18 protein-coding genes are annotated in these 20,375 nt (G+C 65.5%); 11 read left to right on the forward strand and 7 right to left on the reverse strand.

Translation table 11 applies throughout. From position 1 onward, the window contains the following. Window positions 1-52 precede the first annotated feature (52 nt). Together DES47_RS05575 and DES47_RS05580 are read right to left on the reverse strand one after the other, a co-directional pair. Entirely contained in the window at window positions 53-949 is an 897-nt protein-coding gene (locus DES47_RS05575) for an SMP-30/gluconolactonase/LRE family protein (protein ID WP_133699620.1), read from the reverse strand. An 11-nt stretch (window positions 950-960) separates the two neighbouring features. Next, a complete protein-coding gene (locus DES47_RS05580; protein WP_133699621.1) occupies window positions 961-1,794 on the reverse strand; it encodes an NAD-dependent epimerase/dehydratase family protein in 834 nt (277 codons plus the stop codon). A gap of 165 nt (window positions 1,795-1,959) precedes the next feature. On the opposite strand from DES47_RS05580, the gene DES47_RS05585 reads away from it, so the two are divergent. From DES47_RS05585 to DES47_RS05610, 6 genes are all read left to right on the forward strand, one after another. Continuing rightward, complete coding sequence (locus tag DES47_RS05585) at window positions 1,960-2,727, forward strand: FadR/GntR family transcriptional regulator (protein WP_133699622.1); 768 nt, start codon at window positions 1,960-1,962, stop codon at window positions 2,725-2,727. Window positions 2,728-2,826: 99 nt separating this feature from the next. After that, window positions 2,827-3,801, forward strand: coding sequence for a Bug family tripartite tricarboxylate transporter substrate binding protein (locus tag DES47_RS05590; RefSeq protein ID WP_133699623.1), 975 nt, complete (start codon window positions 2,827-2,829; stop codon window positions 3,799-3,801). Between the two features lie 13 nt (window positions 3,802-3,814). Next, entirely contained in the window at window positions 3,815-4,597 is a 783-nt protein-coding gene (gene garL, locus DES47_RS05595; RefSeq protein WP_133699624.1) for a 2-dehydro-3-deoxyglucarate aldolase, read from the forward strand. A 17-nt stretch (window positions 4,598-4,614) separates the two neighbouring features. Next, window positions 4,615-5,511 carry a 2-hydroxy-3-oxopropionate reductase gene (gene glxR / locus DES47_RS05600; protein WP_243748187.1) on the forward strand — a complete coding sequence of 299 codons (897 nt, stop codon included), beginning with the start codon at window positions 4,615-4,617 and terminating at the stop codon, window positions 5,509-5,511. A gap of 85 nt (window positions 5,512-5,596) precedes the next feature. Then, on the forward strand, window positions 5,597-6,550 hold the full coding sequence (locus DES47_RS05605; protein ID WP_133699626.1) for a sugar kinase: 954 nt from the start codon (window positions 5,597-5,599) through the stop codon (window positions 6,548-6,550). Beyond that, on the forward strand, window positions 6,547-7,854 hold the full coding sequence (locus DES47_RS05610; RefSeq protein ID WP_133699627.1) for a pectate lyase family protein: 1,308 nt from the start codon (window positions 6,547-6,549) through the stop codon (window positions 7,852-7,854). The genes DES47_RS05605 and DES47_RS05610 overlap by 4 nt, the downstream gene beginning before the upstream one ends. Window positions 7,855-7,864: 10 nt before the next feature. Here DES47_RS05610 and DES47_RS05615 read toward each other — a convergent pair whose 3' ends face one another. The 5 genes from DES47_RS05615 to DES47_RS05635 form a co-directional block, all read right to left on the reverse strand. Further along, window positions 7,865-10,675 carry a pectinesterase family protein gene (locus DES47_RS05615; protein WP_133699628.1) on the reverse strand — a complete coding sequence of 937 codons (2,811 nt, stop codon included), beginning with the start codon at window positions 10,673-10,675 and terminating at the stop codon, window positions 7,865-7,867. Beyond that, window positions 10,672-11,229: a PEP-CTERM sorting domain-containing protein gene (locus DES47_RS05620; RefSeq protein ID WP_133699629.1), complete on the reverse strand. Its 558-nt coding sequence runs from the start codon at window positions 11,227-11,229 to the stop codon at window positions 10,672-10,674. The genes DES47_RS05615 and DES47_RS05620 overlap by 4 nt, the downstream gene beginning before the upstream one ends. Before the next feature lie 31 nt (window positions 11,230-11,260). Beyond that, window positions 11,261-12,037, reverse strand: a complete 777-nt coding sequence (locus tag DES47_RS05625; protein ID WP_133699630.1) for a rhamnogalacturonan acetylesterase — start codon at window positions 12,035-12,037, stop codon at window positions 11,261-11,263. A 4-nt stretch (window positions 12,038-12,041) separates the two neighbouring features. Further along, window positions 12,042-15,002 (reverse strand): TonB-dependent receptor, encoded by a 2,961-nt coding sequence (locus tag DES47_RS05630; protein ID WP_133699631.1) that lies wholly within the window; start codon window positions 15,000-15,002, stop codon window positions 12,042-12,044. A 209-nt stretch (window positions 15,003-15,211) separates the two neighbouring features. After that, window positions 15,212-15,544: a cupin domain-containing protein gene (locus DES47_RS05635; protein WP_133699632.1), complete on the reverse strand. Its 333-nt coding sequence runs from the start codon at window positions 15,542-15,544 to the stop codon at window positions 15,212-15,214. Between the two features lie 231 nt (window positions 15,545-15,775). Here DES47_RS05635 and kduI point away from each other — a divergent pair, with 231 nt between their 5' ends. The 5 genes from kduI (at window position 15,776) to DES47_RS05660 (ending at window position 20,375) form a co-directional block, all read left to right on the forward strand. Then, window positions 15,776-16,612, forward strand: a complete 837-nt coding sequence (gene kduI / locus DES47_RS05640) for a 5-dehydro-4-deoxy-D-glucuronate isomerase (RefSeq protein WP_133699633.1) — start codon at window positions 15,776-15,778, stop codon at window positions 16,610-16,612. A 25-nt stretch (window positions 16,613-16,637) separates the two neighbouring features. Beyond that, window positions 16,638-17,399 carry a 2-dehydro-3-deoxy-D-gluconate 5-dehydrogenase KduD gene (gene kduD / locus DES47_RS05645; protein ID WP_133699634.1) on the forward strand — a complete coding sequence of 254 codons (762 nt, stop codon included), beginning with the start codon at window positions 16,638-16,640 and terminating at the stop codon, window positions 17,397-17,399. Between the two features lie 77 nt (window positions 17,400-17,476). Then, the gene (locus DES47_RS05650; RefSeq protein WP_133699635.1) at window positions 17,477-18,364 is read left to right on the forward strand and encodes a carbohydrate ABC transporter permease; all 888 of its coding nucleotides are present in this window, start codon (window positions 17,477-17,479) and stop codon (window positions 18,362-18,364) included. After that, window positions 18,361-19,212, forward strand: coding sequence for a carbohydrate ABC transporter permease (locus DES47_RS05655; protein ID WP_133699636.1), 852 nt, complete (start codon window positions 18,361-18,363; stop codon window positions 19,210-19,212). Before DES47_RS05650 ends, DES47_RS05655 begins: the two co-directional genes overlap by 4 nt. Before the next feature lie 35 nt (window positions 19,213-19,247). Next, a complete protein-coding gene (locus tag DES47_RS05660) occupies window positions 19,248-20,375 on the forward strand; it encodes an ABC transporter ATP-binding protein (protein ID WP_133699637.1) in 1,128 nt (375 codons plus the stop codon).

The following is a 20,375-nucleotide window of genomic DNA, read 5'->3' on the forward strand; positions in this document are numbered from 1 at the left end:
TGTCTCCGTCAGATTTTTGCGGGTGGTGATGTGGCAAGGCATTGCACGTAGGTCAGGCCCGTCCGGGAACAAATGCAATTTCGGCAAGTCCGGGCACGCCGGGCTCGCAGACGAACACGGCGCCGTCCAGCTCGGCATCGAAGCCGGGAGCGGGCCGTGCGGGGGTGATCGAAGTGATGAACAGGCGGTCCAATGCGGGGCCGCCAAAGGCACACATCGATGGCTTGCTGACCGGCAGGCTGATCGAGCGGTCCAGGCGGCCATCCGGCATGAAGCGGTGCACCAGGCCAGCGTCATTGGCGCAGATCCAGTAGCCGCCCTCGACGTCCACGGCGGCGCCGTCAGGCCGGCCGGGCAGATCCATCATGTCAACGAACAGCCGGCGCTCCAGCGGGCGGCCCTCGGCGTCGATGTCGAAGCGCCAGACCTTCTGCACCGATGGGTGCGAGTCAGACAGCCACATCGAGCCGCCGTCCGCTGCGAAGCCCAGGCCGTTGCCGGTGATCAGGCCATCGGGGATAGGCTGGGTCAGGTCTTGACCATCCAGGCAATACAGCGCACCGACAGGTGACGCCTGTGCCATGTCGCGCAGCATGCTGCTGACCCAGAAGCGGCCTTGGCGGTCGCAGCGGCCGTCGTTGAAGCGCATGCCCTCGCGAGGGAAACTCACCGCATGCAGCAACGTCGATTCGGCTGCAGGACCATCGCCCAGTTCAAGGCGGAAAATGCCCGTCTCCATCGCCGCGATCAGGCCGCCCTCGGCATGCAGGGCAATGCAGCCGATGCGTTCGATCACCGCCCAGCTGCGCAGCGCACCGGTGGCCGCATCCAGCCGGCGCACCGCACGGCCCTCGATATCCACCCAGAACAGCGCCTGTTCGGCCACGCTCCACAGCGGACTTTCGCCGACCTGATCGTGGGTGTGGCAGAGCAGCCTGGCCTCAAGCATCGCCGCGGCCCTCAATCGAACGGGCCCAGGCGCACAAAGGCGCCGCCCTGGTAGAGGGTGACCGGATCGGTAGCGTCGGGCCACGGCTGGGCGGCCTCCAGCGCGGCGCGAAAGCGCTCCGAGCTGTCCTGCGGCGCATAGCCCAGATGGGCGGCGAGCCGGTTGTCCCACCATGTGGCCGGGTTGGCCGACATGCCGAAGATCACGCTGTGGCTGACCAGCGGCGCGGTCAGACCCGCGATCACCAGCCGCTCCAGATCGTCGAAGCTCAGCCAGCTGGCCAGGGTGCGGCGGTCATAGGGCTCGGCCAGGCTGGAGCCTATGCGCAGGCAGACGGTTTCGATGCCGTAGCGGTCGAAGTACATGCGCGAGAGGTTCTCGCCGAAGGCCTTGCTGACACCGTACAGGGTGTCGGGTCTTGCCGGGGCGCGGGCGTCAATCACCTCGTCCTGGCGGTAGAAGCCGGTCACATGGTTCGAGCTGGCGAACACGACGCGCTTGACGCCCTGCTTGCGCGCCGCCTCGTAGAGATTGAACACGCCAACGATATTGGCCTGAAGGATGGGGTCGAAGGCGGCCTCGACCGAGACGCCTCCGAGATGCACGACCGCGTCCACCCCCTCCAGCAGGGACAGCATCGCCTCGCGATCCTGCAACTCGGCCGGCACCAGCTCCTCGCCCTCGGCCGCCTCACCCAGATCGGCACGGTCCGACAGGCGCAGCCGCTGACAATAAGCCAAGAGCCGGGGACGCATCACACGCCCCAGGGCGCCGGCCGCGCCGGTCAGCAAAAGGCGCTGAAAACGTATCGGCGTCAGCGAGCCGGGAGCCAGGGGAACGGTCATCGGGGTCCTGCGAGAAGGTTTTGAAGGATGCTTGGACTTGCGGCTGGGGTTTGCTACAGTCTGTCATCAACGGAGATACGTCATCCGTCGTCATACAACATAAGCAATGGTCGTCGAGCCCGCCCCGGCCGTCAAGAACCGCAGCACCAGGGAATACCCCCGCACATGTCCACTGTTAGTCCAGGCGCCCCGGCCCACCCCTCCTCTGCCGACACCACGACACCGCGAAGGCCACGCAATCTGGCGGCCGGACTGGTCGATGCCATGGGCCAGCGCATCCGCGAGGGGCAGATGCAGATCGGCGACCGCCTGCCCACCGAGGCGGCCATCATGGGCGAGTTCGGCGTCAGCCGCACCGTCGTACGCGAGGCCCTGTCGAAGCTGCAGGCGGCCGGACTGGTCGAGACGCGGCATGGCATCGGCACTTTTGTGATCGGCACCGGCCAGGGCGCCAACTTCCGCATCGCCCCCGAACAGCTAGCCACGCTGCGCGAAGTGATCGCCGTGCTGGAGCTGCGCATAGGCCTGGAGTCCGAGGCCGCCGGCCTGGCCGCCCTGCGCCGCAGCGAACACAACCTGGCGGTGATGCGTGACACGCTGGACGCCTTTGCCAATGCCATCGCCCAGAGCACCGATGCTGTGGCCTCTGACTTTCAGCTGCATATGGAAATCGCCCGCGCCTCGCAGAACGTGCACTTCGTCGATCTGATGACCTATCTGGGCACGATGCTGATTCCGCGCAGCCGGCTGAACACCGCCAGCGTCGCCGGCGAGGACCGGCGTGACTATCTGAAGCGCGTGCACACCGAGCACGAGAGCATCGTCAACGCCATTGCCAACCAGGACCCCGAGGCCGCCAGGGCGGCGATGCGCACGCACCTGTCCAACAGCCGCGAGCGCCTGCGCCGCGCCCAGGAAGCCGCCAGCCAATAGTCCGGCGCCGCCGGATCGCCGCGCCTCGTAGGCATTGCCTTGCCTTACATCATGTTGTACGATGACCGACAACATTCCACACACAGGCGGAGACAAGCCATGTCCAAGATCGAATCCCTCAAGCGCCTAGGTGTGCTCGGCGCAGCACTGCTGTCCGGCCTGGCCTGCGCACAAGCCCCGGCGGCTTGGCCCAGCCGGCCGCTGCGCATCATCGTGCCCTACACCCCGGGCGGGTCGTCCGACATCATTGCCCGCGCCATCAGCCAACCGCTGTCCGAGGCGCTGAAGCAGAACGTGATCGTCGAGAACAAGCCCGGCGCCAGCGGCAATATGGGTGCCGACATGGTCAGCAAGGCCAATGACGGCCACACGATGCTGCTGTGCGACGTGACGGCGTTGGCGATCAGCCCCTCGGTCTATACCAAGCTGCCCTTCGATCCCACCAAGGACCTGCGCGGCGTGACGATGCTGGCCTATTCGCCGCACCTGCTGGTCGTCCATCCTTCGGTGTCGGCGAACAATCTGAAGGAGCTGGTCGCCCTGTCCAAGACCGGCAAGCTGGACTTTGCCGTCACCGCCATGGGCAGCACCGCCCACCTGGCCGGCGTGGCCGTGGCGGCCGCCACCGGTGCGAAGTGGGAGTACATCCCCTACAAGGGCGGCTCGCAGGCGGTGACCGACACCATCGCCGGCCAGACCCAGGTGCTGATGAACGGCATGCTGGCCACCCTGCCCTTTGTACAGACCGGCAAGCTGAAGGTGCTGGGCGTGTCCAAGGCCACCCGCGTGCCGCTGCTGCCCAATGTGCCGACGATCGCCGAGCAGGGCGCACCGGGCTTCGAGTCGGGCACCTGGCAGGGCATGCTGATGCCGGCCAACACGCCGCCGGCCGTGCTGGCCAAGCTCTCGGCCGAGCTGGTGCGCATCATCCGCTCGCCCGAGGTGCGCGCACGTCTGAGCGCCCAGGGCGCCGAGGTGCATACGATGTCACCAGCCGACTTCAGCACCTTCTTCGAGCGGGAGCGCAAGAACTGGGCGGCCGTCGTCACCAAGGCTGGCATAAAACTCGACTGATCAAGGGCATCCCATGAGCACCACCACCGCCTACAGCCCCTTCCCCAACACCCTGCGCCAGCGCCTGGCTGCCGGCGAGCGGCTGATCGGCTGCTGGTGCTCGCTGGGCAATGCCATCACCACCGAGGTGCTGGGCGTGGCCGGCTTCGACTGGGTGCTGCTGGATGGCGAACATTCGCCCAATGACGTGATCAGCTTCATCCCGCAGCTGATGGCGCTGAAGGACAGCCCCAGCGCGCCGGTGGTGCGCCCGGCCAGCAACAACTCGGTCGAGATCAAGCGGCTGCTGGACGCCGGCTTCTACAACTTCCTCGTGCCCTTTGTCGAGAGCGCCGATGACGCCCGCCGCGCGGTGGCCGCCACCCGCTACCCGCCGCAGGGCATACGTGGCGTGTCGGTGTCGCAGCGCAGCAACCGCTATGGCAGCGTGCCGGGCTATTTCGAGGGCGTCAACGAACAGATCTGCGTGGCGGTGCAGATCGAGAGCCGCGCCGGCCTGGCTGCCGCGGCCGAGATTGCGGCCGTCGACGGCGTGGACTGTATCTTCATCGGTCCGTCCGATCTGGCCGCCGGCATGGGCCATCTGGGCAATGCCAACCACCCGGACGTGCAGGCGGCGATTGCCAGCGTCTTCGGCACCGTGCGGGCCGCCGGCAAGCCGGTCGGCATACTGGCCGGCGTCGAAGCCGATGCGCGCCGCTACCTGGCCATGGGCGCAACCTTTGTGGCCGTGGGCAGCGACCTGGGCCTGTTCCGCGCCGCCACGCAGGCGCTGTGCGACAAATTCAAAGTCTGAGGGATTTCGACATGAGCATCAAGAAAATCGGCTTCATAGGCCTGGGCATCATGGGCACGCCAATGGCGGCGAATCTGCGCAAGGCCGGGCATGAGCTGTTCGTCTACACACGCAGCGCCACGCCGCCGGATCTCGTGGAGTTGGGCGTGACAAGGTTGGACAGCAGCCAGGCCGTGGCCCAGCAGGCCGAGGTCATCATCCTGATGCTGCCGGACACGCCCGATGTGGAGAGCGTCTTGTTCGGTGCCGCGGGCGTCGCCGCCGGACTGAGCGCCGGTAAAACGGTGATCGACATGAGCTCGATCTCGCCGATGGCCACCAAGCAGTTCGCGCAGAAGATCAATGCGCTGGGCTGCGACTATCTGGATGCGCCAGTGTCCGGCGGTGAGGTCGGCGCCAGGGCCGCCTCGCTGACCATCATGGTCGGCGGCCCCGAAGTCGCGTTCGAACGCGTCAAGCCGCTGTTCGAACTGATGGGCAAGAACATCACCCTGGTCGGTGGCAACGGCGACGGCCAGACCACCAAGGTGGCGAATCAGATCATCGTCGCGCTGAACATCGCGGCCGTCAGCGAGGCGCTGGTGTTTGCCAGCAAGGCCGGCGCCGACCCGGCCCGAGTGCGCCAGGCGCTGATGGGCGGCTTCGCGGCCAGCCGTATCCTCGAGGTGCATGGCGAGCGCATGATCAAGCGCACCTTCAAGCCCGGTTTTCGCATCAAGCTGCACCAGAAGGATTTGAATCTGGCGCTCAGCGGCGCCCGCGAGCTGGGCGTGGCCCTGCCGCAAACGGCCAATGCCGCCCAGCTGATGCAGGCCTGCGCGGCGCACGGCATGGGCGACCTGGACCACTCGGCCCTGGTGCGCGCGCTGGAGCTGCTGGCCGACCATGAATTGAGCGACACCTCCGCCACCTGAGTGCCGCCACTCAGGGTGAGCCCTGCTGCCCCTTGAAACAAGCCATCGATAGAATATCGAAACAGCGTTTCAAGATAGGGACTTCATGACTGGGCAGGCAGGGAAAAAGGTCGCGCTGATCGGCGAGTGCATGCTGGAATTGCAGGGCCAGTCCTTCGGGGCCATGCAGCAGAGCTACGGCGGCGACACGCTCAACACCGCAGTCTATCTGGACCGCTGCGGCGCAGCCGCGGGCCTGCAGGTGGCCTATGCCACCGGCCTCGGTGAAGATTCGCTTAGCACCGGCCTGATGCAGCGCTGGGCCGCCGAGGGGCTTGACCTGAGCCTGGTGCGGCGCATCCCGGGCCGCATGCCGGGCCTGTACCTGATCGAGGTCGACCCCGAAGGCGAGCGCAGCTTCAGCTACTGGCGCGACACCAGCGCCGCCAAGGCCTACTTCGAGGTCGAGAGCACGCCGCTGGAAGCCACGGCCGGGCAATGGGACGCGCTGTACCTCAGCGGCATCAGCCTGGCCATACTGCCGCACGCCGGCCGCGAGCGCCTGTTCGCGCTGATGCAGCAGCTGCGCGAACGCGGTGCCGCCGTCGTGTTCGACAACAACTACCGCCCTCGCCTGTGGCCCGATATCGCCGAAGCCCGGCGCTGCTATGCCCGCGCCTATCAGCTGGCCAATATCGCGCTGGTGACCGCCGATGACCATCAGGCCCTGCTGAGCCTTCGCACACTGGACGAGGGCGTGGCCGCGGCGCAAGACCTGGCCCCGGCCGAGCTGCTGATCAAGCGCGGCGCCCTGGCCACCCTGGTGCGAGGCCAAGGTGATGGCTGGCGCCTGGCACCCACCGAGACCGTGCGGCGCGTCGTGGACACCACCGCGGCCGGCGATTCCTTTGCGGCCGGCTATCTGAGTCGCCGGCTGCAAGGCGCCAGCGCGCTCGAGGCCGCCACCTTCGGCAACCGGCTGGCGGCTCGCGTCATACAACACCGCGGCGCGCTGATCGCCCCCGAGCTGATGCGCGACCTGATCGCAAGCCCGCAATGAGCAGGCGCCTGGCGCTGTGCGCCACCCTGCTGCTGTTCGGCCCGGCCGATGCCCAGTTGAACCGCGCCACCTACGATCACTCCGGCTGGGCCGCCGAGACCCGCGGCGGGCGCGGCGGCCGCATCATCAAGGTGACGAACCTGAACGCCATTGGCCCGGGCTCCTACCGCGAGGCAATCGAAGCCGAGGGCCCGCGCATCGTCGTGTTCGAGGTCGGCGGCGTGATCGACATGGGCGGCCGAAACATGACGATCAGGCACCCCTTCCTGACCATTGCCGGCCAGACCGCGCCCGACCCCGGCATCACGGTGATCAAGGCCGAGACAAATATCGCCGCCCACGATGTGATCATCCAGCACCTGATGTTCCGCCCCGGCGAGTTTGGCCGCGCCAAGAGGAGCGGCGCCGACCAGGACGGCATCTCCACCATAGGGGGTGCGCACCGGGTGATCGTCGATCACTGCAGCTTCTCCTGGGCCACCGATGAGAACTTGTCGGTGGGCGGCCCGCGCTTCGATGGCGCCACGCCCGAGGACTGGCGGCGCAACACCTCGCACCAGATCACCTACAGCCACAACTTGATCTACGAGGGCCTGGCCCACTCGGTGCACGAGAAGGGCGAGCACTCAAAGGGCACGCTGGTGCATGACAACGCCACCGGCATCCTGCTCTACGCCAACCTCTACGCCTCGAATCTGGAGCGCAACGCGCTGTTCAAGGGCGGCGTGCAGGCGGCCATGGTCAACAACCTGATCTACAACCCCGGGGCCAAGGCCGTGCACTACAACCTCGTTGCCCACGAGTGGCAGGGCCATGCCTACCAGACCGGCAAGGTGACGCTGGTCGGCAATGTCTATCGCCAGGGACCGGACACCAGGCCGAACACGACGCTGTTCGCGCTGGGAGGCCATGGCGACGTGGAGCTGTTCCTTCAGGACAACATCGCCATCGATGACAGCGGCAAGGCCGTCGCACAGACCGGGGTCTATACCGCCGGCCGCGCACGCATCGTCAAGGCGGCCGAGGCCTATCTGCCTCCAGGCCTGCGCATCATTCCGGCGGAACGGCTGGAGGACGAGCTGCCGCTGGCCGTCGGTGCCCGGCCCTGGGCTCGCGACCCCGTCGACTTCAAGCTGCTGTCCGACGTGGCCGAGAGCTGCGGCAAGATCATCGATTCGGAGCGTGAGAATGCGATCGGCTATCCGACCTATCCTCCCACGCGGCGGCCCTTTGTTGCCGCCGACTGGAATCTGCACGATATGAGCCCCAGCGCCGGCTGGCACTCGCTGTTCAAACCCCGATAGGCACGCTCGATCAGGGTGCCGGCACCCAGCTCCCCTGCCCGCCACCTGCGGTCGAGTTGAAGAAGATCTCGGCACGGGTCGTGTAGCCCGCGGCCGAGTCCAGCTGCTTGGCCAGTACCACCGGTGTCGGTACATTCGCCACCTTGACCGATGCAACACCCAGCCGTGCGGACACATCCAGCGGCGAGCCTCGCAGATCCATGCTGCCGTGCTCGCGCCAGCCCGCCGCATCGACCGCGCCGCCATTGGCAGTTCCCGCATAGGACGGCGGGTTGCTGCCGCAGGCGCCCGTGCCCACGCCCGTCTTGCTGGTGCCGGTACCCACGCACCAACCGACCGGCAGGATGTGCTCGCCCATCCGCGTATTGATGAAGGCGATGTTGTCCGTGTAGACGGTTGCGGCCGTGCCGCCGCTGCGCGCCAGATAGGCTTGAGTCAGACCGGGCTCGGCCGTCAGCGCGCTGTTCAGGAACACAAACCCCTTGTCGCCGGCCGTGGCCCGCGATTGCAGGATGAAACCGGGCGAGCTGCTGGCCGTATCGACCACCGAGCGGATCTCGCAGTCCTCGAACAGCGAGGCCATCACGCTGCCCCAGATGAAGTCCACATTGCCGGTCACCAGCGATTGGTAGAACCAGTTGTAGCCCTTGAGCTGCAGGGTGTCCTGCTGGCTGTGGAAGCTCATCTGCCGGGCGACCAACCGGGCCGCGGCGGCCGTGGTGCTGGTGTTGAAGTAGATCGCCTCGGCCTGGTTGTCGAAGGCCGTCGAGCGGACATGGCTGTTCTGCAGCGTGAAGTTGGTCAGGGTCAGCAGGTCCGCGGTCTCGACCAACAGCACCGAGCGGCCGCCTCCCAGTACCCGGTGCCCCAGCGTCTTGCCCGAAGTGGACAGTGCAGTGCCAGGTGTTGCCGAGCTGGCACCGCTGCCGGCATTCAGCGACTCGAAATTGGCGTCGCCGACGACCACACCTTCGCGGCTCTCGCCGGTGATCGTCAGGTTGCTGACCTTGCGCAGCACGGCCAGCTCCGGGTAGCTGCCATTGGCAAGACTGATGAACTTGGGTGTGGCCACCGTGTTGCAACCGTAGCTGGCCGGGCTGGTCGTCGAGCAGTGCTTCATGACCCAGTTCAGCGCGCCCTGCAGCGTGCGGAAATCGGCCGCCGTGCCGCTGTCGTCCACCGTCAGGCTGGTGTAGCTGCTGGGTGCCGCGCGAGTCGTGAAGCTCCAGCCATCGGCCTTGACAATGCCGGCGAAGGCCTGGCCCTTGATCGTGCCGGCGAGCACCGCGGCGTCCATGGTCACGTAGTAGGCGGTGCCGAAGTCCAGCTTGTTGCTGCGCAGCTTGATCGTGGCGCTGCTGCCTTTGATGGTCACCGGCCGGTACCAGACATAGCGGGCAAAGCTGGCGTTCTCGGGCATTGCACCGAGCCCCAGCGCGTCGATCTCAAGATTGGTCTTGGACAGCACCAGCTGCGTGTCGCTGGCGGCCGGCGCGCTGCTTACGTCGATACTGTCGACGATGACATCATCGCTGACCCGGCGGATCGCGATCTTGCCGGTCGTGCCGAGGATGGGCGGAGCGTCGAAGGACAGCGACAGGTGCGTGTCGGTGTGCACGGCCGTCTCCTGGGCGGCGGGCATCCTGGTGCCGGCCACCGAATCGACATTGCCCAGGCCGCTGATCTGGCTCAGCAGCTTGCCCGCACCGGCCTGGGCCAGTGCATTGGCCTTGACCAGGGCGACCGGCCGCGGCTTGGCGGTGTAGGGCGGGACCCAGGCCGTGCCGGGCTGCACGCTGCAGATGCCCAGCGCGGCGCCGTTGAGCAGCGAGCCGATATCGCGAAAGCCCCCGCTGCGGTCGCTGCTGGGGTAGCTCACCACGCCGTCGCAGCCGCTGGCTCCTTCGATGGCGAACACATTGGCCTGCGAGAGCACCATGCCCAGTTTGCCGATGCCGATGCTGTAGCTGTGCGGATAGGGAAAAGCGCCCTTGCTGCCGGCGAAGTAGTTGTTGAACACATGGACCTGGCCGAAGCGCACGCGGGGCACTCGCTGGGTGACGCCGCTGAAGACGTTGTTGCTGATCGTCGTGCGCAGCTTGCCGGCGTCGCTGCTCAGGCTGTCGGAGCCGCCGATCAGCATGCTCTTGTCGTGGCGGTTGATCACGTTGTAGGAGACGGTGACCCGGTCGGCTCCCTTGGTGATGTCGATCGCGCCGTCGTGGCATTGGCGGGTCTTGCCGTTTTCGATGGCCAGGGTGTCGTCGCTGACCGGATCATCGGTGATGGTGTTGTGGTCGATCCAGACCTGCGTGGCCGTGGTCACGGCGATGGCGTCGTAGGCGGCGTTCCAGTTGCCGGTGGCGCCGTCGCTCGGGTCCCAGACCGGCGCGACATCGCAGGGGGCGACGATGTGCAGATTGCGCACGATCACCTGGCTGACGCTGGCGATGTCTATCCAGGCGTTGACGAAGCCGGCGCCGGGGCCCTCGCCGATCAAGGTGGTGTTGCTCGTCACCTTGACCCGGGAGCGGGCCTTCTGGTCCACGCCGTTGGCGAAGGGGACGCCCTCGCTCATGTCTATGGTGCCGGCGACCTTGATGATCTTGGGCGAGTTGCCGCCATTGGCCAGCGCATTGAGCAGCTGCGCCCGGTTCATGACGGTGTAGATGTGTTCGGGCGTGGCGGCGCTGCCGCCAACGGTGCCGGCGCCCCATCCGTCACCGGGGGCGGTCTGCAGCGCCGGGTCGGGTGCCGCCTGCGCCTGCAGCGCGGTGCACAGCAGCGCCAGCAAGGCGCCCTTCAGACGACCGGCGCTCATGCGATCACCTTGCGGCGGCGCAGGCCACCCACAGCGCCCAGGCCGGCCAGCAAGAGCAGCGCCGAGCCCGGCTCGGGTACCGCGCTGACCTGCAGCTGGCCTCTGAAGCTGCCATAGACCTCGCCGACGGCGACGTTGTTCAGCGTGATGCTGATGCTGTGTGCATTCAGAAGGCTGGCGGTGACGCTGCCGCCAGCAAGACCCGACCCCAGAGTGAAGCCGCTCAAGGGCTGCGGCAGGCCGCTGAAGTCGAAGGTCAGCGTGTAGCTGCCGGACAGACTGAGCGCATCGGTGTTGTTGTAGAACACGACCTGGCCGTCACTCAGGAAGTCGATGCCCAGCGCATAGTCGCTGCTGAGGTATTCCAGCTCGTTGGCGAGATGGGTGATGTGGGAGCCGTTGACGGCGGCAAAGCCCTGATCCAGACCCAGCAGCCCGTCGGCCTGGCCGTTGAGCGTGCCGGTGATCAAGGTGCCTATGGGCAGCGCCTGTGCGGCAGCCGCAATCGGCCACAGCGGAGCTACGGCCAGGCAGGCCGCGACGAGATATTTCATGCCAGTCTCCAATAGAAGGGACGGTGGCCGACTACTGCTTGGGCTCGGCCTTCAGATAGGTCTTGAGATCCGGCAGCAGCCGGATCAGCTCTTGGGCGACCAGGGTGGAAAACACCCGCGCCCCCTTGTCACCCAGATGGGTGCGATCAAAGATAGGATTCGCCGCGCCGGCGCGCTCGGACTGCGAGCTCGGCAGGGCCGGCACCCCGACGGCGGGTTTTGCCGCCATCGCCAGCGTGTCTGCCTCGTCCTCCCCCATGGCCTGCACCGCCGCATAGCTCAGCGCATTCAGGTCCAGCAACGGCGCTTGCTGAGCCGCGGCCACCCGGATGCTGGCCTCTGCCCAGGGCCGCAGGTCGTTCTGCAAGACCTGGCCCCTGAAGCTGCGCCGCGTCAACGGCGTCAGCAGCACGGGCACGCCACCCAGTGCCCTCACCTCGGTCAGATAGCGCGCCATATTGGCCGGGAACTCGGTGGCCAGATCGGTCGAACGGCCCGGCTTGCCGGGCTGGTCGTTGTGGCCGAACTGGATCAGCACATAGCTGGCGCGATAGCCGGAGCCCTCGCGCAGCAGGTCCTGCACCCTGTCCCACAGCCCCTCGGCACGAAAGCTGCCCGAGCTGCGCCCGCCCCGCGCCAGGTTGATGCAGACCACGTCCGGGTTGAATCGCTGACACAGGGCGTCACCGTAGCCGCTGCGCGTGGCCAGGGTGGAGTCACCCACCAGTATCACGCGCACCGGCTGGGCCTGGGCAGCGGCCGACAGCGCAAGCGCCGCCAGCAACTGAGACCCACGTCGCAGCTCCATCGCCTTAGAACTTGTAGCGTGCGCCGAACAAGATCTCACGCCCGGTGACGTGATAGACGACCGAGCTGTTGCGGGCGCGGCTGATGAACTGGTCGTTGGCCTGATTGGTCAGGTTCACGCCCTCCAGGGTCAGCTCCAGCTTGTCATTGACCTTGTAGGAGATCGACGCGTCAACGTTCAGCGAGCTGTTCTTGCCCTCGACGTCGTTGTTGTTCTGGCCCGGCACGCGGGTCAGGAAACCGCTGCGGTAGGAGCCCGAGATGCGTGCGCTGAAGGTGCCGTCGTCGTAGTACAGGGTGGCGTTGTATGACTTCGGGCTCAGGTTCAGCAGGTCGTCGGTGATGACGGTGGCGCTGGTCGGCGAGACCTGATAGTCGATCTTGGACTTGACGTAGGTGTAGTTCACCAGCGCGCCGAAGTTCTTGAACCGGCCCGGCAGGAAGGTGAAGGGCTGCTGGTAGTTGACCTCAAAACCGGTCAGCTTGCCGCCGTTGGTGTTGATCGGCGTCGTGACCTGGAACACCTCGTCGCCGGTGAAGTTGGCCGGCAGCAGGGTCAGCGGCAGACCGGTGTCCTTGAACGGGATGGTCGTGCGCAGGCTCTGGATATAGGTACTGATGTTCTTCTGGAACACACCCAGGCCCAGGAAGGAGTTCTTGTTGAAGTACCACTCGAAGCTGCTGTCAAAGGTGGTGGCACGGAAGGGCTTGAGCAGCGGATTGCCGCTGGTGACCGACAGGGTGCCGGTGGTGCTGATCGTGCCGCCGGGGTTCAGATTGCCCAGCTGCGGACGGGCCATCACCTTGGCGGCGGCCAGGCGCACGACGAAGTCCTTGCTCAGATTGGCCGACAGATTGACCGCTGGCAGCCAGTCGTCATAGGCATTGGTGACCGAGACCTCGGTGCCCCCGGCCGCAGCCTGGTAGCCATTGGCCACCTGCTTGGTCTTCACATAGCGTGCGCCCAGATTGCCCTTCAGCGGGATGCCACCGAGCGCGGTGCTGAAATCGGCCATCAGGAAGCCGCCGGTGTCGGTCTCGGTGACCGAGCGGTTGTTGCCGCGGGCGTTGCCGTTGGTGATCGACGACAGGGTGAAGTCGCCGGGGCCGCCGACGGGGCCGCTCTTCAGGCAGTTGCAATAGATGTCGTAGGCGGCGGCAATCGCGTTCAGGTCCGGGATCACCCAGGACGTCGGCGTGCCCGCAGGCAGGCTCTGGCCCTTGCCGAAGCCGGTCAGCATCGTCGTCAGATTGGCGATCGGCATGCCGGCGGGCGGCGCGAAGATGGTGTCGTTCTGGTTGATGCGGCGAAACTCGAAGGTGTCGAACAGGTACTGCTTGTAGCTGCCACCGGCGCGCAGGGTCAGCTTGTCGGGGATGGCCTCCCAGGCCAGATCCAGCTGCGCAACGTCGTTGCGGTTGTTCGAGCCCTGCGGACGGATGCGGATCTCGCTGGTGGTGGTGTTGGCCACCGTGCCGGGCTGGGTGCCCGAAGTCACCTGCGGCACCGGCACCAGGGTCAGCGCACCACCGACCTTGGTCGGATCGAACGGGTAGCCGATCGCCGGCAGGCGGTCATTGCCACGGAAGTCCATGGTGTAACCATTGACGTTCAGCGCGTCCAGCGTGGTCGTGGTCTGCACCGGGTTGCGGAACTTGGACTGGGCCCGGCCGAGCTTGGCGTTGAGCTTCCAGTAGTCGCCGAAGTCCTGCTCCAGGGTCAGCGTGGGCTGGGTGAAGGTAGTGGTCAGCTCATCGAAGCGCGACTCGGCGCGGATGTCCACGCCATTGAAGGTGGCCGTTTCCAGGGCGCCGTTGGCGCCGTAGGTGGCATTGACGACACTGGTCTGCGGCTTGCCGCCCTGCGTGGCGGTGCGGCTGAAGGAGATCGCCTCCAGGAAGTCTTCCTGGCGCGTGGCCTTGAGCTTGGCATAGAGCATGTCCAGGGTCAGCAAGGTGCCGTCCTGGGGCTTGAACTGCACTGCGCCGGTCAGGCCCAGGCGGTCCTGGTCATGGGTCAGGCGGCCGTAGCGCGGCAAGCGCGGGTGGAAGTTGCCGGCATTGCTGGCCAGGTTGTAGGCGGCAATGTTTTCCGGTGTACCTACCAGGCGCGGTACACCCTGGGCGGCCGGGCCGCAGGTGGTAGCGGTGGAGTTGGTCGGGTTGGCCGGCGTCACGCCGGTCGGGGCGCACCAGCCGCCCGAAGAGGCGCCATTGTCCCAACGCACGGTGGAGAAGCCCTCTTCAAGCAGGGTGCGCTTGGAATAGGCGCCCGACAGCAACACGCCGATCTTGCGGTCGGCAAACGTGTTGGCCACCAGAAAGGCCATGCGCGGGTCGGTCGAACCCGACAGGTCGTTGTAGCGCCCCTTCACCGACACGGTGGAGGTAAAGTTCTTGAAGTCGAACGGCCGCGAGGTCTGCAGATCGACGGTGGCGCCCAGCGAACCTTCATCGACATCGGCCGACGAACTCTTGCGCACGGTGATCGAGTTGAACAGCTCGGCGGCAAAGACATTGAAGTCGAAGCCACGCGAGCGGTTGGCGCCACCCGAGCTGTCGGTGCCGCCGGTGGTGGCCAGCGCTTCGATGCCGTTGATGCGCACCCGGGTGAAGTCAAGGCCCAGGCCACGCACGGTGATGTTGCGGCCCTCGCCGGCATCGCGGTCGATGACCACGCCGGGAATGCGTTGCAGCGATTCGGCCAGATTGGTGTCGGGGAACTTGGCAATGTCCTCGGCCTTGATGACGTCAACAATGCCCGAGTCCTGGCGCTTCTTGTTCAGTGCGCTTTCCAGCGAGGCGCGGAAGCCGGTGATCACGACCGACTCCAGCGATTTGGTGTCGGCCGCTGGGGCCGGCGTCTGGGCCTGAGCTTGGGCACCGGCAAGCAGGGTGCTCGAGCCCAGCAGGCAGGCGGCGAGCTTGGACAGACGGGGCGGGTTGAGCCTGTGGCGGGTTTGCATTGTGTTTGTCTCCGGTTGATTCGTCAGCAGCTGCGCAGCGCTTCTCTTCGGAAGGGCGCGCGCAGAACAACTCATGCCATGGATCGGCGGCGCGGCCGGTCGGCCGACACCGAGGGAACTCATGGGACTGGGCGCGCGCAGGGCGCCGTGTTTCGGGGCAACCGGTCGCTGCAGTGCGATCAGCCGCATCGGTTCAAGGCCGGTGGGGACTAGAGATAGTCCTCGCGGCGGGGGGAAAACTGATCAAGCAGAGTGCTGCCCTCTTCGAGCGCGACTACGCCATGGGTGTGCAGACGGGGTGCCACGAAGGCATCGCCGACGCGCAGCACGCGCTTCTCGCCGGCCACCTCGGCCTCGAACGAGCCGGCCAGCACATAGGCGATCTGGTCATGTCCGTCGTGAGCGTGCGGCGTGCCGATGGCGCCCTTGTCGAACTGCACCAGCACCGACATCAGCTCGGGCGTGTGGCCGACGATCTTGCGGCGTATGCCCTCGCCCAGCTCGGTCCAGGGCCTGCTTGCGTTGTCAAAGTAATGGCTCATGGCTTGTCTCCGCCGAATTCGCTCGCCTAGGGTTGGCCCGGGGCGCAGGAGATGTTTGAAACATCGATTCGTTGGTACTATAGCGCCATCAAGTTGTTTTGAAACAGTGGTTCACTAAATAGAAACCATAATTCCGGGAAAGTCCCAAGAGGCGTTAGTCTTGCGAACAACACGCCCCCCACGGCGCCGCCGATCGGTGCCCCGAATCACGAGAAAGAGCAGGAAAACACCATGGAAATTCGCCAGCCCATCCACAGCGAGCACGCCAAGCAACTGGACACCGAAGGCCTGCGCCGCCACTTCCTGGTGGACGGCATGTTCCAGCCCGACCAGGCCACGCTGACCTACAGCCAGATCGACCGCATCATCGTCGGCGGCATCATGCCGGTGACGAAGCCCGTGACATTCGCCCCCGAGCTGGGCCGGCACACCGGCACCGACTTCTTTCTGCAGCGCCGCGAGCTGGGGCTGATCAATATCGGCGGCGCGGCCCGTGTCAAGGTCGATGAGCAGACCTTCGACATCGGCGCACGCGAGGCGCTCTACGTCGGCCAGGGCGCCAGGCTGCTGGAGTTCGGCAGCTTGGACGCAGCCAACCCCGCCAAGCTCTACTTCAACTGTGCACCGGCCCATACCGCTTACCCGCACAAGAAGATCACCTTGGCCGAGGCTTCGCCCGAGACGCTGGGCTCACCCGAGACCAGCAACCGCCGCACCATCCACAAATTCATCGTTCCCGATGTGCTGCCAACCTGCCAACTCTTGATGGGCATGACCCAGCTCGAGCCCGGCAGCCTGTGGAACACCATGCCCTGCCACACGCATGACCGGCGCATGGAGGTTTACTTCTACTTCGACATGAGCGAGAACGCGGTCGTCTTCCACATGATGGGAGAGCCGACGCAGACCCGCCACATCGTGGTGCGCAACGAGCAGGCCGTGATCAACCCAAGCTGGTCCATGCACGCCGGTGTGGGCACCCAGGCCTACACCTTTATCTGGGGCATGGTCGGCGAGAACCAGGTCTTCAAGGACATGGACCACGTGCCCATGACCGCGCTGCGCTGAAGCCAACGAACAAAGAGACAAGCAAATGATTCTCGATAACTTCCAATTGAAGGGCCGCGTCGCCATCGTCACCGGTTGCGATACGGGCCTGGGCCAGGGCATGGCTCGCGCGCTAGCCCAGGCCGGCGCCGATGTGGTGGGCGTCAATGTCAGTGAGCCGAAGGAGACGCAGATCCAGGTCGAGGGCATGGGCCGGCGCTTCCTGGACCTGCGCGCCAATCTTTCGGACATCAGCTGCCTCGACAGCCTGATCGACAAGGCCAAGACCCTGACCGGTCGCGTGGACATCCTGGTCAACAACGCCGGCATCATCCGCCGCGACGATGCGATCAAGTTCAGCGAAAAGGACTGGGACGACGTCATCGACCTGAACCTGAAGACGGTGTATTTCTTCTCCCAGGCGGTGGCCCGGCAGTACATCGCCCAGGGCTCGGGCGGCAAGATCATCAATGTGGCCTCGATGCTGTCGTTCCAGGGCGGCGTGCGCGTGCCCTCCTACACCGCCAGCAAGAGCGGCGTGATGGGCATCACCCGCGCAATGGCCAATGAATGGGCCTCGCACCGCATCAATGTCAATGCAATCGCGCCGGGCTATATGGCCACCAACAACACCGCCGCGCTGCGCGCCGACGAGGGGCGCAACGCCGCCATACTTGAGCGCATCCCGGCCGGCCGCTGGGGCATCCCCGACGATCTGGCCGGCCCGGTCGTGTTCCTGGCCTCGCAGGCGTCGGACTATGTCAATGGCTACACCGTCGCCGTCGATGGCGGTTGGTTAGCCCGCTGAGCCTTTTCATCGGCACTGACCCGGCTCGCAGAACAGCCGGGCGGCGCGTATTCGCCCCCCCACCGGAGACACGGTGAATGTATGAAAACAAGCGCTTAGGCTTTCTGTTCGTCCTGCCCTTTGTGCTGGGCGTGCTGGGCTTCAAGCTGTTCCCCTTCGTGATGAGCTTCGCGCTCAGCTTCACGCAGTACGACGTCATCAATCCGCCCGAGTTCATCGGCATGGAGAACTACAAGGAGCTGTTCGGCGCCGATCCGCTGTTCCGCAAGTCCTTGGGCGTGACGATGCTGTTCGCGCTCTTGGCCGTGCCGATGCGCGTCGGCTTCGCGCTGTTCATCGCGCATGTGCTGAACTTCAAGATGCGCGGCATCAACTTCTTCCGCTCGGCCTTCTACCTCCCGTCCATCCTCGGCGGATCTATCGCCGTGGCCGTGCTGTGGCGCTTCATCTTCTCGCAGAAGGGTCTCGTCAATCTGGTGCTGGCCAAGTTCGGCATCGAGCCCATCTCCTGGCTGGCCGACGAGCATTTCTCGATGTGGACCATCGTGCTGCTGTTCACCTGGCAGTTCGGCTCGGCCATGGTGATCTTTCTGGCCGCGCTGCAGAACGTGCCGATCTCGCTGTACGAGGCAGCCGAGATCGACGGCGCGTCCAAGCGCCAGCAGTTCTTCCGCATCACGGTGCCGCTGATCACGCCGGTGATCTTCTTCAACATCATCATGCAGATGGTCCATGCCTTCCAGGAGTTCAACGGCCCCTACATGATCACCGAGGGCGGGCCGCTGCAATCGACCTATGTGCTGGCGCTCTATATCTACGATCAGAGCTTCCGCTTCTTCAACCTCGGCTATGGCGCGGCCCTGTCCTGGGTACTGTTCGCCCTGGTGGCCCTGATGAGTGGCATTTCGTTTTGGAGCTCCAAGTACTGGGTGTTCTATTCGGGCGAGAAGGAGCAGAAGCGATGAGCCTCGTCCTTGCACGCGACCGCGGGAATCCGCTGCTGCGCTATGTGGCGCTCGGCGTCGTCGCAGTCGTCATGCTCTACCCGCTGCTGTGGCTGATCGGGGCCTCGTTCAAGAGCAACACCGAGATCTTCACCGAGGTCGGTTTCTGGCCCAGCCAGTTCGACCTCACCGCCTATGCCAAGGGCTGGAAGACCAGCACCGAGTACACCTTCGCGACCTACTTCCTGAACTCCTTCCTGATCACCATACCGCGCATCATCGTCACGGTGATCTCCTGCGTGCTGGTGGCCTATGCCTTTGCCCGCTTCGAGTTCTGGGGCAAGAAGTTCCTGTTCTCCATCATGGTCGGCACGATGATGCTGCCGCTGATCATCCTGCGCCTGCCCCAGTACCTGATGTTCAAGGAGCTGGGCTGGCTGGACACCTATGTGCCCTTGATTTTGCCCTCGGCCTTTGCCACCGACACCTTCTTCGTCTTCATGCTGGTGCAGTTCCTGCGCGGCATTCCACGCGATATGGAAGAGGCGGCGCAGATCGACGGCTGCAATGCGCTGCAGCTGCTGTGGCACATCATCGTGCCGCTGTTGAAGCCCGCCATCATCTCGGTGATCGTGTTCCAGTTCATCTGGACGATGAACGACTTCATGGGGCCGCTGATCTATCTGTCGACGGTGGAGAAATACCCGGTGTCGCTGGCGCTGAAGATGAGCATAGGCGCGACCGAGGAGGTCGAATGGGCCAGCGTGATCGCGATCTCGGTGGTGGCACTGATCCCCTCGGTGGGCGTGTTCTTCCTCGCCCAGCGCCACTTCATCGAAGGCGCCACCTCCAGCGGCGTCAAGGGCTGACAAAGCCCGCAAAAGAATCAGACGGAGACAAGCAAGTGGCGCAGTTAAGCCTGAAGAAAATCGAGAAGGTCTATCCCAACGGCTTCAAGGCCGTGCACGGGGTGGACCTGGAAGTCCGCGACGGCGAGTTCATGGTCTTTGTGGGGCCTTCGGGCTGCGCCAAGAGCACCCTCTTGCGCATGATTGCCGGCCTGGAGACCATCACCGGGGGCGAGCTGCGCATCGGTGACAAGCTGGTCAACGACCTGGCGCCCAAGCAACGCGGCATCGCCATGGTGTTCCAGAACTATGCGCTGTACCCGCATATGAAGGTCTATGACAACCTGGCCTTCGGCCTGAAGCTCGCCGGCACGCCCAAGGCCGAGGTGGACCAGCGCGTGCGCCATGCCGCGCAGCTGCTGGAGATGGAGCATCTGCTGGATCGCTACCCCAAGCAGTTGTCCGGGGGCCAAGCCCAGCGCGTGGCCGTGGGCCGTGCCATCGTCAAGAAGCCCGAGGTGTTCCTGTTCGACGAGCCGCTGTCGAACCTGGACGCCAAGCTGCGCGCCTCGATGCGCGTGCGCCTGACCGAGCTGCACCGCACCTTGCGTGAATCGGGGCAGCCGGCCACTGTCGTCTACGTCACCCACGACCAGGTCGAGGCGATGACGATGGGCCAGCGCATCTGCGTGCTGAAGGACGGTGTGATCCAGCAGGTTGACACACCGACAGCACTTTACGACCGACCGGCCAATGCCTTCGTCGCCGGCTTCATCGGCTCGCCGGAGATGAATATCCATGCCGCCGAGCTGCAGCCTATGGGGTCGGGTCTTGCCGTGATGCTGGGCGGCGTGGCCCTGCCCTTGCCCGAAAGCAAGGCCGCGAAGCTACGAAGCCGCGGTGGCGCCATCAAATTCGGCCTGCGGCCCGAGCATGTATCGGCTGTTGCCCGTCCGCAGGGCGACAGCCTCGCCGTGCCGGCCACCGTGCGTTTCATGGAGCATATGGGCAGCGAGGTGTTCGTGCATTTCGATATCGGCACCGTCCCGCTGACCGCGCGGGTGCCGGCGGACCAGCTCAATGGCCTAGCGGAGAAGATGCGCGGCGAGGCGCACCAGTTCCATCTGCAACTGGCCAGCTGCCATCTGTTCGACGCCGAGACCGGCACGAACCTGCTGCTGTGA

This window comes from Roseateles toxinivorans (assembly GCF_004362525.1).
In the GTDB taxonomy this organism is placed as follows: domain Bacteria; phylum Pseudomonadota; class Gammaproteobacteria; order Burkholderiales; family Burkholderiaceae_C; genus Paucibacter; species Paucibacter toxinivorans.